Origin of the sequence: Virgibacillus oceani (assembly GCF_041521345.1) — a bacterium.
Lineage (GTDB): Bacteria > Bacillota > Bacilli > Bacillales > Amphibacillaceae > Virgibacillus_N > Virgibacillus_N oceani_A.
The window spans coordinates 1-13930 of the sequence record NZ_JBGOHB010000030.1; the positions used below are offsets into that span (position 1 = coordinate 1).

General features: G+C 41.7%; 11 protein-coding genes and 1 pseudogene. 7 read left to right on the forward strand and 5 right to left on the reverse strand.

Annotation, left to right across the window (positions count from 1 at the left end):
- The first annotated feature begins 363 nt into the window (after window positions 1-363).
- Window positions 364-1956 carry an esterase/lipase family protein gene (locus tag ACDX78_RS18265; RefSeq protein ID WP_486029603.1) on the forward strand — a complete coding sequence of 531 codons (1593 nt, stop codon included), beginning with the start codon at window positions 364-366 and terminating at the stop codon, window positions 1954-1956.
- Between the two features lie 350 nt (window positions 1957-2306).
- Window positions 2307-2807 (forward strand): GNAT family N-acetyltransferase, encoded by a 501-nt coding sequence (locus ACDX78_RS18270; RefSeq protein WP_486029604.1) that lies wholly within the window; start codon window positions 2307-2309, stop codon window positions 2805-2807.
- Window positions 2808-2922: 115 nt separating this feature from the next.
- Here the strand turns inward: ACDX78_RS18270 and ACDX78_RS18275 are convergent, their stop codons facing one another.
- The 3 genes from ACDX78_RS18275 to ACDX78_RS18285 all read right to left on the reverse strand — a co-directional run bounded on the left by ACDX78_RS18275 (window position 2923) and on the right by ACDX78_RS18285 (window position 3891).
- Window positions 2923-3345 carry a GGDEF domain-containing protein gene (locus ACDX78_RS18275; RefSeq protein WP_486029605.1) on the reverse strand — a complete coding sequence of 141 codons (423 nt, stop codon included), beginning with the start codon at window positions 3343-3345 and terminating at the stop codon, window positions 2923-2925.
- 9 nt (window positions 3346-3354) lie between these two features.
- Window positions 3355-3510, reverse strand: coding sequence for a hypothetical protein (locus tag ACDX78_RS18280; RefSeq protein WP_486029606.1), 156 nt, complete (start codon window positions 3508-3510; stop codon window positions 3355-3357).
- Window positions 3511-3576: 66 nt separating this feature from the next.
- Window positions 3577-3891, reverse strand: a complete 315-nt coding sequence (locus ACDX78_RS18285) for a hypothetical protein (protein ID WP_486029607.1) — start codon at window positions 3889-3891, stop codon at window positions 3577-3579.
- 383 nt (window positions 3892-4274) lie between these two features.
- Here ACDX78_RS18285 and ACDX78_RS18290 point away from each other — a divergent pair, with 383 nt between their 5' ends.
- Both ACDX78_RS18290 and ACDX78_RS18295 read left to right on the forward strand, forming a co-directional pair.
- Window positions 4275-6320 (forward strand): catalase, encoded by a 2046-nt coding sequence (locus ACDX78_RS18290; RefSeq protein ID WP_486029678.1) that lies wholly within the window; start codon window positions 4275-4277, stop codon window positions 6318-6320.
- 174 nt (window positions 6321-6494) lie between these two features.
- A complete protein-coding gene (locus tag ACDX78_RS18295) occupies window positions 6495-8057 on the forward strand; it encodes a Na+/H+ antiporter NhaC family protein (protein WP_486029608.1) in 1563 nt (520 codons plus the stop codon).
- A gap of 547 nt (window positions 8058-8604) precedes the next feature.
- Here ACDX78_RS18295 and fdhD read toward each other — a convergent pair.
- A pseudogene (fdhD, locus tag ACDX78_RS18300) lies at window positions 8605-9275 on the reverse strand (formate dehydrogenase accessory sulfurtransferase FdhD); the annotation flags it as partial.
- A gap of 88 nt (window positions 9276-9363) precedes the next feature.
- Window positions 9364-11715, reverse strand: a complete 2352-nt coding sequence (locus tag ACDX78_RS18305; RefSeq protein WP_486029609.1) for an FdhF/YdeP family oxidoreductase — start codon at window positions 11713-11715, stop codon at window positions 9364-9366.
- 221 nt (window positions 11716-11936) lie between these two features.
- Here ACDX78_RS18305 and ACDX78_RS18310 point away from each other — a divergent pair, with 221 nt between their 5' ends.
- The 3 genes from ACDX78_RS18310 to ACDX78_RS18320 all read left to right on the forward strand — a co-directional run bounded on the left by ACDX78_RS18310 (window position 11937) and on the right by ACDX78_RS18320 (window position 13917).
- Window positions 11937-12479, forward strand: coding sequence for an RNA polymerase sigma factor (locus ACDX78_RS18310; RefSeq protein WP_486029610.1), 543 nt, complete (start codon window positions 11937-11939; stop codon window positions 12477-12479).
- A complete protein-coding gene (locus ACDX78_RS18315; protein WP_486029611.1) occupies window positions 12451-13167 on the forward strand; it encodes a hypothetical protein in 717 nt (238 codons plus the stop codon). The genes ACDX78_RS18310 and ACDX78_RS18315 overlap by 29 nt, the downstream gene beginning before the upstream one ends.
- Before the next feature lie 129 nt (window positions 13168-13296).
- Window positions 13297-13917 carry a DUF421 domain-containing protein gene (locus tag ACDX78_RS18320; RefSeq protein ID WP_486029612.1) on the forward strand — a complete coding sequence of 207 codons (621 nt, stop codon included), beginning with the start codon at window positions 13297-13299 and terminating at the stop codon, window positions 13915-13917.
- Window positions 13918-13930: the final 13 nt, after the last annotated feature.

Sequence of the window (13930 nt, forward strand, 5' to 3'; positions counted from 1 at the left end):
AGTCTGGTCGTATTGTTATTAACTATATCTCCATATTTTTCTAAATGAATACTTCTATTTCGTTTAGAAATTCATTTTCATGGTAGTTGGTGGCGATGCGTAGCATAGCCATGGTTGTTTCAGTGGGAGATGAAAAGAAAACCCCCACTGAATGAAGTTTCACTTTATTTCTTTATCAAAATTATATCATTTAATTATACTTTAGCAACTTTAATTTTGTTCATTCTATTCTGTCGTATTATACTAAAGTAAATTAGGATTTAGTATAATACGACGATTATCCACATAGACCAAAAAACCTCATTAACCCCAATAGACACGAATACATATGCAGAGAACAAATAAATAAAAAGGGGATTAGAAATGACTAATCATGTAAAACGGTTGTTGCTTATTGGATTTTTAGCGATCTTTACGTTCGGAATTGGTTTTTCCGTTGAAGCTGCAGACAGCAAAGCCAATGCACCAAAACCAGCCTTGACCAAAGAATCGGATGAAATGTCGACGACGGGGAAAGTAGGTAATGGAAATGAGGAAACACCAGGCGAATGGTATTTAGGGGACGTTCCCGGCAGTCCGGTTCCCAACGCACCAGTAATCCTGTTTGTTCCAGGATTAAATAATGTCGCACAGGTTTTTTGGGAAGACAATGATATGTATGAAACGGCTCTGAATGCAGGGTATCAAACGGCATTTATCCAGTTACATGATGCTGGCGGGGCATCAGCGGACATGTGGGATAATGGGGAGCTGCTCGCGGAAAAAATAGAAGAGATTTCTTCACATTTTGATAGACGGCCAATTACGGTTGTTGCCTATAGCAAGGGTGGAGTGGATACACAAACTGCGCTAACGTATTATGGGGCATGGGAGTATGTAGATAATGTGATCACTTTATCCAGTCCACATCATGGGGCACAGCTTGCTGATTTGGCGTATAGCTCCTGGGCAGGATGGATTGCAGATTTGATCGGTGCTCAAGGGGATGGCACGTATTCCCTGCAGATGGCCAATATGGAAAATTTCCGGACACAAGTCGATAACGAGCCAATAGCCTACCATAATAATTATTATACATTGGCAGGAACGGATTGGGGTTCCATTTTTTCCTCTACTTGGCTAGGTGGCATGTATTTGTCACAGTTTGGGTCAAATGACGGTGTTGTCACTACCAATAGCAGCCGCCTGTCAGGTGGTGAGGAAATTACGATTGGTGACTGGAATCACACCTCAATTAGAACAGGAGCCACATTTCCGGTTTTTGAGGATTATCTAATGGGTCAGCAGCAGGAACTAGATACATCATTTTCTTCATCAGACTATGTCGAAAAGAATACGCCTGCAACAAATCAGTGGGTTCATGGCGGGCCGTTAATGGAAGGGGACGCCAATGAGTTATCATTAGCTGTTGAGGATGGCGTGAAAAACGTGTCATTACACTTAATGTCAGCGAATAAAGTTTCAAATATCACATTAGTGGATCCTGCTGGAAATGAAATAGCACCAAAAGTCCATTCCAATGTAAATAAAGATGGCGTATTTGCGGGAGCAATCAGCCATTACCTAATTATTGATGAACCTGCACCAGGAGAATGGTCGATAAAATTGGATACAAAATATGATGATGCTTACCTGTTGGTAGCTGATTTTACGGCAGATTCAATAATCATAAGAAACGAAATGTCTGATTCAGCAGCTATGTTACAATCAAACTATTATTTTGAGGTTGACCAGAAACAAGTGCAAGGAGATACAGTGAAAGCAACGTATCGAGTTACTGAATCCAGTAATCCGGAAAATAGTACAATATATACCACAAGTGGCCTACATCTTTCAGAAATATTGGAGTTTGATCGTCCTAATGAAGTGTATAACATAACGATAGATGTGGAAGGGCGAACTAAAACAGGAGAAGTTTTCAAGCGAACGATAATTGATTCCGTTTATGCAGATTAATCTGTAGAAAAGGGCGGGTATCCGTATAAAGAAGAGCGAGGCTCTGTTTTATCCGGATGCTGAAATTATTGCAAGACACAGGAATTGCTAAGGAACTTACTTCAATAAATTTCACCTGTAAAACAATCGCCCATTATGCTATTCTTATTTTGTGGCTGTACTGACAGCTGCTGTATTTAGTATTGCTATCTTGCTACGAAAATAGGCTTTGTTTCCTAGACTTCATAAAGCTGTATTGTACTTAGAATTTATTGTTAATCAAGCAACAACGGTATCTAATGATTTATCCCGGGTTGGATGATAATTACTGCAATCAAACTTTGGAAGAAATTTCAGGCAGGTGAGACAAATTGGAAATCAGGCAATTAGACATTGATGATGCTCAAAACTATCTTTCTCTAAGACTCGAAGCATTACAAAACAGCCCGTATGCGTTTGCTTCCAGTTATGAAGAAGAAAAAGATGATGCTGCAGAAAAATACAGAGTAAGATTTCATGCAGCCAAAAATTCTTTTACCTTTGGAGCTTTTAAAGGTACCCAGCTTGCAGGAGTTATCACGTTAGTAAGTGAACAAAAGGTGAAGTTGAAGCACAGGGCAAATATTGTTGCTATGTATGTTAAACCGGAAGAACGGGGTAAGGGCATTGGTAAGGCACTTATAAATGAAGCAATTCAAAAAGCGAGAAGCATGGGTGGGATTGAGCAGCTTTATCTGACGGTTGTAACCTCGAACGAGGCTGCTAAAAAACTTTATTCCTCTATGGGATTTGAAGTGTTTGGCAAAGAAGAAAAGGCGCTGAAGATCGATGATGTGTATTATGATGAAGCTTGGATGGTACTATTTCTTTAGGAAAGGGAACTGCGATCTTACTTGCAGTCCCCTTATGTCCTCTTTTCAGATATGAATCTCTCCGGTAATGGCAATTGAGCCAGACCATTTTTCACTGAAACATTATTTTTGCCGGCTACTTTGGATTGCAGCAGTAGATTATCTGCATGCACGTAAGCTTTCTTAATATCAAGCTACTCACTTGTCTTATCATAATAGAGCCAAAAAGAGCACTGTAAACATAACGCTGTGCTTCAATCACGACCGGCGTATCTTCTACACCATGCCTGATTTTCTCCACCAGCCCTGTACATTCCTTGAAGCTTCTATGTCTGAGGAAAATAGTGAATTCATCACCGCTGCTGCGGAATAAATAATCATCTTCCTTCAAAAAACTTTGCAGAGTGGCAGCGTAATTATAGTTATCGTTAATATCCTTAAAAGAATCGATGTCCGATACAATAATACCCAGTTTTTCATTTGATCTATTCAGTTCTTCCATTTTTTTATCCATAAAAGCCCGGTTATACACCTCTGTTAAAAAATCCGTATAAGCCATTTGCTCAAATTAATCCCGCTCCATTTTATGCTGGGCACTTTTTGATTTCACGAGAAAGGAACGACTGACCAAATAATTCAGCAGAAATAACGCAACAAGCATTTCCCATCGCTGTTCAAGAAGGAAAATAAATAAGAGACCATTTGAAAAAGCAGTTTTTCCCATATCCAATACACTTCTTGAGGAAATAAATTCAATAATTTCCTTTTTGGAACTGATGCTTCCAGTTATTTAAAAAATAGTAATGAGGTATGTATCCGATAAAAGGGCAGAAACGATAACCAGCAGAATGATAAGCAGCCAGAACCCAAATGGAATTTGCTGAAAGAACGGATATAATGCAGTGAACAGGAAAAACGAAATAGAATTGTTAAGTGCAAAAGCACCAGCGTTATAAAATGTATGTAAAAATTCATCCGGGTCAGCTGTATTAGTTGTTTTCCGATTAAAATAAACGATGAGACGCTGGACAAATTCAAATATAAATATTCCTAGGGGTCCGGCAAATAAACCAATGGATAGCCCGTAGGAAATACCTTTATCCATATTTACGTTTCCTTTTTTACAATAATGTTCAAATGCGAATAAAGCGTGGAGAAAATCCAGTATAAAATCACTGCTCTTATGTAGACTGATATATCCCCTAGAATTTCCCCATACGAAAAAGCGATAACAGCAGAAATCAAAAAAATATTTTTAATCGCAGTTTACGCACCCTTTCATTTTTGTGGGTAAATATACCTAATTAATATTACAACACCATAAAAGTAGGTATATAGTAATGAATTTTACGAAAATTTTATTAAATCAGCAATAAAACATCCACTTAGTTTTACGGCAGTCTTCGGTGTTTTCGCAATAAGTTCTCATAGAACAGCCTCTTCTGGGGAGTATAAAACTATCATACTTAAAGGAAGGAAAATGTGGATATGCGTGATAAGTCGTTTGAAAACAAAAAACACGAACAATTAGAGCAGTTTCGCGTAGATGATGCCAATAAAAAGCTGACTACAAATCAAGGGCTGAAAATGTCGGAGGATGAGATATCCTTAATGGCCGGTGAGCGGGGTCCCACACTGATGGAGGACTTTCATTTCCGGGAAAAAATGACTCACTTTGACCATGAGCGGATACCGGAGCGGGTAGTTCATGCGCGTGGTTCTGCTGCACACGGTGTATTTGAAACTTATGAATCCATGAAAGAATACACGAAAGCAGGTTTTCTACAAAATCCGGGACAGAAGACACCTGTGTTCACCCGTTTTTCCACGGTGGTTGGAGAAAGGGGATCTTCAGATATTGTACGCGATGTTCGCGGATTTGCGACAAAGTTTTTTACCGAAGAAGGGAATTATGACCTTGTTGCCAATAATATGCCTGTATTCTTTATTCAGGATGGGATCAAATTCCCAGATATCGTACATTCCATTAAACCCGAACCAAATAATGCCATACCGCAGGCATCAGGGGCACATGATACATTTTGGGATTTTGTAGCAAATAATCAGGAATCAGCCCATCAGGTGATCTGGCTCATGTCCGACCGGGCCATCCCCCGTAGCTACCGGATGATGCAAGGCTTCAGCATCAACACGTTTCGTTTTGTCAATGAAGAGGGGAAAGCTCGTTTCGTAAGGTTACATTGGGTTCCAAAGCTTGGTGTACATTCATTTGTATGGGATGAAGCACAGAAAATTGCCGGTAACGACCCGGATTACAATCGGAGAGACTTATGGGATTCGATTGAAGATGGAGATTTTCCTGAATACGAATTGGGCGTGCAAATGATTGAAGAGAAGGATGAATTTGCTTTTGATTTTGATATTCTGGATCCTACAAAGCTGTTGCCGGAAGAAGATGTTCCTTTAAAAATGATTGGTAAATTAACGTTGAACAGGAACGTGGATAACTTCTTTGCCGAAACGGAGCAAGTGGCCTTCCATCCTGGACATGTAGTGCCAGGTATAGATTTCACCAATGATCCCCTGCTGCAGGGACGACTGTTTTCCTATACGGATACTCAATTAATTCGACTTGGCGGACCAAATTTTCATGAACTTCCCATAAATAAGTCGGTATGTCCATTCCATAATAATCAGCGCGACGGCTATCACAGACAGACGATTAATAAAGGGAAAGTTGCTTATCACAATAATTCCATTGCTGCCAATACACCAAAGCCTGCCACCGAAAAAGAGGGTGGATATACCCATTACCAGGAAAAGGTGGAAGGAAACAAAGTCCGCTCCAGGAGTGTAACGTTCAACGACCATTTCTCACAGGTGAAGCTGATGTGGAACAGTATGAGTGTACCTGAAAAACAGCATATTATCGATGCATTCAGCTTTGAGCTTGGAAGAGTAAAAAGCATGGCGATCCGTCAGCAAGTTGTGGATATGTATGCCAAGGCTGATTTGGGGCTGGCTGCTGGATTTGCCAAAAACATCGGTGCCCAAGTACCAACAGCAGGTGGCTTAAATATTACAAAATCTTCACCTGCACTTAGTCAGGAGAATACGACAAAAACAGCTGCCACCCGACTGGTTGGCGTGATTTTGGATAACGGTTTTAACGATGCAGAAGTGAAAGAAATTTTACACGGGTTAAATGCACAGGCAATAAAATACCACATCATCAGTGAACAACAGGGTACGGTCAAAGGAACAAACGGAGAAGACATGATGGTCGATCACACATTTACTACAACCAATTCTGTTATTTATGATGCAATTTATGTTGTCGGCGGAACTGCTGAAAGTGAAAAATTTCATAAGAAGACAACACAGTATCTGAATGACGCATTTAACCACTATAAACCGATCGGAGCGACCCATGATGGTGTGAAATGGCTGGATGAAACCAATATAAAAGGGAGCCCCGGGGTTATCGTGAATGGGGAGCCAACAGCATTCGTCGAACAATTTACAATAGCTATTTCCGCACATCGTCATTGGGCACGACAGGTGGTGAATTAAGGGGGAATTGGAAAAATTAAAGCGGCACGGTCGAGGTGACTGTGGTAATTATTTTAAGGGCATAGCCGGCAATGGCTGTGCCTTATTTATTAATAAATTTAGTAAATTAGCAGGAATATTCAGCCAGAGATAGAACTAATTATAGTAAACATAAGTCTGAGAGGAGATTTAATTATGGATTTTGGTGTGTTTTCGCTCCTGCCTCCGGTAATAGCAATAGTGCTGGCACTCATTACCCGAAATGTAATTCCTGCTCTTTTTGCGGGAGTTTGGCTCGGGGCAACAATGATTTATGATTGGAACCCATTTATGGGACTGTATGCCAGTTTTAGTGATTTTATCATTCCCAATGTTGGAGACCCATGGAGTGCAACTGTTTTAATTTATTGTGGCCTGTTCGGTGTGCTAATTGCATTTTTGCAAAAAACTGGAGGTGCACATGCGATTGCAAATACGATTTCTCGTAAAGTAAGATCACCAAAAGGAGCCCAAGGTTCAACGATGTTATTTGGTATCATTATTTTCTTTGAAGATTATTTTAACGCATTGACTGTGGGGAGTGTCATGCGTTCAGTCACCGATAAAATGCGTGTCTCCCGCGAAAAACTGGCTTACATCGTGGATTCCACTTCTGCACCGATTTGTCTTCTGGGTCCGGTTTCCACCTGGGTTGTTTTTGTCATGGGGCTGATCGGTGCACAGTTTGTGGAATTGGGCATATCAGGCTCGGAATACATGACATATATTTTTACGATTCCATTTAACTTCTATTCGATTTTAGCCATTTTACTCGTTGGTATTACCATTTTTCTAAAATGGGATTTCGGCCCTATGGCACAGGCGGAGTATCGTGCAAGAACATCCGGGAAGCTGCTTCGAGATGGCGCAGAGCCACCATCTGATACGGAAATGATGGATGTAGAGATGCCGGAGGATTATACACCAAAGATGAAAAACATGGTTGTACCGCTTGTCGTACTGCTCGGTCTTATTCCGCCATTGTTTCTTTGGACAGGAGGTTATCCGGAACAGGACTTGGTCACAGCTTTCGGAGAAGCAGATGGAGCCACCTCGATCCTAGTAGCTGCTTTTGCTGCGGGGCTTGTGGCACTGATAATGGGTATGCAGCAGAAACTCTATTCATTTAAAGAAGCAATGTCCATTATAGTGACCGGGTTCCGCAGTATGACGCTAGTATATATTATTCTGGCACTGGCATGGTCGATTGGCAGTGTGACATCAGAACTTGGCACGGCGGATTATCTTGTGAATTTTGCTGAACAGACGACATCGCCGGCAATCATTCCGATATTGATATTTATCATAGCAGCGATTGTTGCCTTTACAACTGGAACGTCATACGGCACATTCGCAATCATGATTCCAATTGCCATGCCGCTCGCTGTATCTATGGATATTTCCATATACATGGCCATCGCAGCTGTATTCAGCGGAGGTATTTTTGGGGATCATTGTTCACCAATATCGGATACGACGATACTGTCATCTGCAGGATCTTCAAGTGACCATATAGACCATGTGAACACACAGATACCGTACGCGATTACAGCCGGTGTCAGTGGTGTGCTGTCCTTCCTGATTGCAGGAATTACGGAATCTCCCGTTCTAGCACTTGCAGCAGGCATTGTTGTTTTGTTTATACTGGCCTTTATACTGCAGAAAATATGGGGGAGACCGATACCGAAAAAGTATGAAACTGGTTTTGAATCAGGTTAATTAAAAACAGGGCTGCTGGAAATCAAGCAGCCCTTCTCCATATTAATTTCGCTCCAAAAATTGAAATATTGCTCGACACAACCGGGATTTCGCTCGAAACTTCGAAATATCGCTCGAACATGTCACTTTCATTCCACAATTTTCAACTCTTGTACAAGTTGCTCGCTCCTAGCTCAAAGTAGCTCATGCACACTATGAAGCTGCTCGCTCCTAGCTCAAAGTAGCTCATACACACTATGAAGTTGCTCGCTCCTAGCTCAAAGTAGCTCATGCACACTATGAAGCTGCTCGCTCCTAGCTCAAAGTAGCTCATACACACTATGAAGCTGCTCGCTCCTAGCTCAAAGTAGCTCATGCACACTATGAAGCTGCTCGCTCCTAGCTCAAAGTAGCTCATGCACACTATGAAGTTGCTCGCTCCTAGCTCAAAGTAGCTCATGCACACTATGAAGCTGCTCGCTCCTAGCTCAAAGTAGCTCATACACACGCTGAAGTTGCTCACTCCGAACCCAAAGTTGCTCAACGAATCTTAAACCGCATACCCACACTACCCTCCAACAATCCGCTCCTCATGCGTATAAATATTCAATCTGTTCCCCCGAGCTAACCCAACCAACGTGATACCCAGATCATTCGCCAGCTCTAACGCCAGCGTTGTCGGCGCAGCCTTTGAAATTAATATCCCAATGCCTATCTTGGATATTTTCAATAAAACCTCTGAGGAAACGCGCCCGCTAAAAACTATTAACTTATCAGTCAAACTTAATTTATTTTCAAGTACATGACCATAAATTTTATCGAGCGCATTATGTCTGCCGATATCTGTTCGGGTAAATAGCAGCTCTTCGGATATACATAGTGCCGCATTATGCACGCCGCCTGTGCGTAAAAATTGCTCGGAATCTTCCTGCAAGTGCCGCATAAGTTTTACACTCTGCTCCGAATTGTTTTAGCTGTGCGAACATCACTTTTAAAATGAATCCGCCGGCTTTTTCCGCAGCAGGAGCCGATAAACCGTTTGGAATGATCTTCAGGTAAAAGCGGTCGGTCTATTTCAACATAAGCAAAACCCTTATCCTCATCGACGTTCATAGAACTGATTTCATTGTACTTCCGAATAACCCCTTCAGATGCAAGAAACCCAACAATCGATTCATGCAGATGGGCTGGGGGGCAGATCATCGTAGCGAACTCCTCGCCGTTCAAAACAACCGTAAGGGACTATATTTTCTTTTGATAAAGCCTTCCCGTCATAGCGGGTAATTTTCCAGTCATACTACTTGGTATGATCCATCATTTTCCCCCTTTAACTCATTTCCATTTCGAGCTCCTCTACACGTTTTTCAGCATAATTAATATCCTTTTGTGCGTAGTAGGTTTCTGCTTTTTCCACAACCGCTGCTGCATTATATTCAGGAATGCCGGCAAATGATTCATATACGCCCTTTTCAATCAAAACATTTCCTTCCGGCCAATGCACGCCGATATTACCCTCTTTTAAAGGCTCAAATTTTGCCGTACCCTTAAATAAGCCGTTCTTGTTGTAAGCGACGATAGCATCTCCTGCTTTAATATCATGTTTCTTCGCATCATTCGGATTGATTAAAACATCATAGCGTTCTGCGTCATTGAATGGATCTTTTTCTCCATAAATCATGGAATTGAATTGCTTTCCACGACGTGTTGTTACGTAAAAATGCCCTTCAGGTTTGCGCAATTCCGGGGTCTCAACCGTGATCAAATTTCCTTTTCCGTCTGGCGTCGGGCAAATTCCGTCCTCACATAACCAGGCACCACCCCATTGGAAAAGATCACCGCGATTTTTTACATGCTGGATACCATCATAATTCGGTGCTGTTATGGCAATCTCATCTCGAATAGCAAACGGATCTTCAAAATGAATGAGATCTGCTTGCTCCGGCTTCACCTTTTTCGCCAGATCACAATAAATTTCCCATTCTGGCCGTGCTTCCTCCATCCGCGGCCCTTTAATTTCCGGAGAGTAATACACCATCCGCTCCGTAGAAGTAGAAGTGCCTCCGCCGGGCTGCTCATACCTCGTCATCGCCGGTAAAACAATCACCGCTTCTTTGGCATCCACAAAGGTAGACGTATTAAAAATAATATCCTGATGCACTCTGATATCAACATTTTCCAAACACTGTTTAACAAAGTCCGGGTTAGGCATCGTTTCTAAAAAATTCCCGCCGGACATGTAGTACAGATTCAGTTTCCGTTCATGTTCTTCAGGCAATAACGCATTTTCCAGTGAAACACCGACAATATCTCCCTGCCATTTCGGAATATCAAAACCCCATGTCTTTTCAACACGCTTCCGGTTTTCTTCATCATGTGCACCACCTGGCAGTACAAATGGATCTGCACCCATTTCTCCGGAACCCTGGACACCGGAATGTCCGCGGATTGGCATGAGACCACAATGTTCTCTTCCTAAAAACCCGCGCAACAACGCAAGGTTTGCTACCTGGGATATATTATCCGTTCCAAACCGGTGCTGTGTTAGCCCCATTGACCAGACAAAGACAGCAGAAGATGACTTTGCCAAGAGCGCAGCCAGCTCTCGCATTTCTGTTTCGGTAATCCCCGAAGACTTCACAAGCTGATCCCATTCATAAGCCATAGCTTTTTCCCGAAGCTCTTCCAGTCCATTAACATGCTTCCGCACAAATGCATGGTCAATCGCAGCGCCATGCTCCGCTTCCTCCATTTCAAACCAATGCTTCATAATACCGTGCATGAATGCAATGTCACCGCCAATATTCACCTGGTAAAATTGGTCGGCAATTTTTGTGCCAAATAATGCAGATTCCGGCACAGAAGGCACCCAATAATTATCCATCGCCGGCTCATGGTACGGGTTAATAATAATGATTTTCGTTCCTTTCTTCTTTGCTGCATACATATATTTTGTGGAAACAGGCTGGTTATTTGCTGCAACCGATCCCCAGAAAACCAGTACGTCCGTTCCGATCCAATCCTTGTAGTTACAGGTGGATGCACCAACGCCAATCGAGCGGTTCAATGCTGTTTTGGACGGTGAGTGGCAAATGCGGGATGCATTATCAATATTATTCGTACCTAGAAATCTGGCAACCTTTCCCGCAGTATAATAGACTTCATTTGTGATCCCGCGCGATGTTGTATAAAAAGCAAACTGCTTTGGATCAAGCGCTTTCATTTTATCTGCTATTTTATCCATTGCTTCATCCCAGCTCACGCGGCTGAACTTTCGATCTCCGGGTTTGCGCATAAGCGGGTATGGGATTCTGCCCAATTTTCTAAGCTCTGTACTGCTCATTTTCCGTAAATCATCAATATCTGCATGCAGAATATCCTCACTCATGGCAGGCATTGTGCTCAACCTGAGTACATTTAACCTAGTCGTACAAACATGCGGCCCTTTTAACGTTTGATCCTTTAAACCTGATACACCAAGGGCACAGCCATCACAAACACCCTGTGTTAAAATACGGGTAGCATATGGCAGATTATCTTTATTTTCCCAAACCACTTTCATCGTGTCACGAATGTGATGCGGCTTTACTTTACCCAACCCAAAAGGGACTTTACTTACCCATAAATCCGGTTTAGGCTTTTTGGACAACTTTATAGGCCCCGAATGCTTTGTTTTCCCCAAAACGTACCCCTCCCATTTTTGTCTGTTAATTACCATTATACTATAATTCTTCATAATATTCATTATAGGGATGCAGGGAAAGGTTCATTGTTCCAGTTGATTTTATTTTGAGAAAATGGGATGCGGAACCTGTCCCTGTGTCCCAAAGTATTTAATTGCAACTTATTAATGCTTCATCCGTCCATACAACGAAAACATTCTTAAAAAAAGGGGGGAACCAAATGCCGGAAGGGGTTACAGCGCGTACCATCATTATGAATTGGTACGACCAGTATAGTGTTCCAATTTATAAATATATTTTAAAAATGATCAATGACACCTATCAGGCGGAAGACCTTACTCAGGATACATTTATAAGAGCGTATAAATATCTGGCAAACAAAGAAATAGATTACCCGAAAACATTTCTCTACCGCATCGCCCACAATATTGCGATTGATTATATCCGAAAACAAGCTCCCATTCAGTTGGTGAAAAATATCTTTCCCGATAAAAAAGATACACAGATATCTATTGAGACCATTGTTGAAGGGCGGGAAGAGGTAAAAAATATGTACAAAACACTATCAGGCCTGAAATCCTCCTACCGGCAGGTGATCATCTTACGGAAGATAGAAGGCTTTTCCATACAGGAGACAGCGCAAATTCTGGACTGGTCGGAAAGTAAAGTGAAATCAACATTATTCCGTGCAATTAGGACTTTGGAAGACCGATTAAATAAAGGAGGGGTGATGCATGAAAGACCGGGAGAAAACGAAACTTGATCAATCACTTAAAAGCATGGATGAACATATTACCTGGGACGAAGAGCGACAACAGCATTCCCGGAAAATGCTTTTATCCAAGCTTGAACAGGATGAATCACCAAAACGAAAACCATGGATAAGAAGGCATGTTGCGCCGGTATTGGCTTCCGTATTATTTTTGGGTACAGCAGGAACGCTTATCGTAAGTGAGTTCAGTGAACAGGAGCAAATAAACGAGCAGCAAAATGAACAGCAGATAAATATGGCGGGTAATACCAGTCATGGCTTTGAAATTGCAATGGATGAAAAAGCAGAAGCAGACGTAAGGGAAATAAATGAATCAGGGTTTGCCCTGCAGCTTCCGCAGTATTCTCCAGTTGAAAATACGGACCTGGAAAATATTTTTCATCGATCTAAAGGGCAAAATGACGTAGTAACAGCCTCTTATTATGATGGAGGAGGAAATAAATTATTTACATTTATGCAGGAAAGTATTCTGGAACATACAGATATAACTCATCTTCAGGAAAAAGCAGATTATGAAACAGAGATTAAAGGCAACGTCACTTTTGTAAGTGAAAATGACAACAGCGGATTAAGAACCATTAACATGATCGTTGATAATTACGGCTTTACCTTATCCACATATAATCTAACGGAAGAGCAGCTTTTAACTATTGGTGAATCCATTATTGGTGGGATATAAGTTCACTGTCCCATTTGACTGCATTATGTGAAACGAGGCAAGGAAACCAGTCCCTGCACGCCATGTATAATTTAACCAATAACTCTCAAACTAAGCCTATTAGCAATCAGGAAATGGGGTTTAAGTTTAATGGAATTTAGCTTAGTGTGGAAATCCGTTCTTATTGTACTTGGAGGTACCTTTCTGCTAAGGCTTGCCGGCAGGAAGTCCATCTCTCAGATGACACTTACACAAACGGTCATTATGATCGGAATTGGTTCCCTATTGATCCAGCCGCTTGCAGGGGAAAATATCTGGGTCACGTTGGGAGTAGGATTGATGCTGATTTTAACGTTAATTGTGATGGAATTTGTACAAATAAAATCAAATTTCTTTGAGAATTTACTTACCGGCAGTGCCAAAGTAGTTATCAAAGACGGGGAGCTTGATGAAAAAAACCTGAAGAAAATGCGGCTGACAGTAGATCAATTGGAAACAAATCTGAGACAGAAAAATGTAGCGAAACTCAGTGATATCCAGTGGTGCACCCTTGAACCAAACGGGCAAATCGGCTTTACGTTAAAACCCGAAGCCCAGCCTGTTACGAAAAAAGATTTTCACCAGTTTGCAAAAGATATGCAACAGCGGTTGGATCAAATCGCTCCCGCAGCAAGATCTGCAACACTGCCCCAGCCGGATAATCAAGAAGATATTTTCACTGAAGTAGATCAATCCAAACATACAACACCCCCGCCAGAACATTTGCAGTAATGGCGAGGGTGTT

Coding starts and splice junctions, on each gene's coding strand:
- ACDX78_RS18265 (WP_486029603.1), top strand. CDS start 364: ATGACTAATCATGTAAAACGGTTGTTGCTTATTGGATTTTTAGCGATC.
- ACDX78_RS18275 (WP_486029605.1), bottom strand. CDS start 3,345: ATGGCTTATACGGATTTTTTAACAGAGGTGTATAACCGGGCTTTTATG.
- ACDX78_RS18280 (WP_486029606.1), bottom strand. CDS start 3,510: ATGGGAAAAACTGCTTTTTCAAATGGTCTCTTATTTATTTTCCTTCTT.
- ACDX78_RS18285 (WP_486029607.1), bottom strand. CDS start 3,891: ATGGATAAAGGTATTTCCTACGGGCTATCCATTGGTTTATTTGCCGGA.
- ACDX78_RS18290 (WP_486029678.1), top strand. CDS start 4,275: ATGCGTGATAAGTCGTTTGAAAACAAAAAACACGAACAATTAGAGCAG.
- ACDX78_RS18295 (WP_486029608.1), top strand. CDS start 6,495: ATGGATTTTGGTGTGTTTTCGCTCCTGCCTCCGGTAATAGCAATAGTG.
- ACDX78_RS18310 (WP_486029610.1), top strand. CDS start 11,937: ATGCCGGAAGGGGTTACAGCGCGTACCATCATTATGAATTGGTACGAC.
- ACDX78_RS18315 (WP_486029611.1), top strand. CDS start 12,451: ATGAAAGACCGGGAGAAAACGAAACTTGATCAATCACTTAAAAGCATG.
- ACDX78_RS18320 (WP_486029612.1), top strand. CDS start 13,297: ATGGAATTTAGCTTAGTGTGGAAATCCGTTCTTATTGTACTTGGAGGT.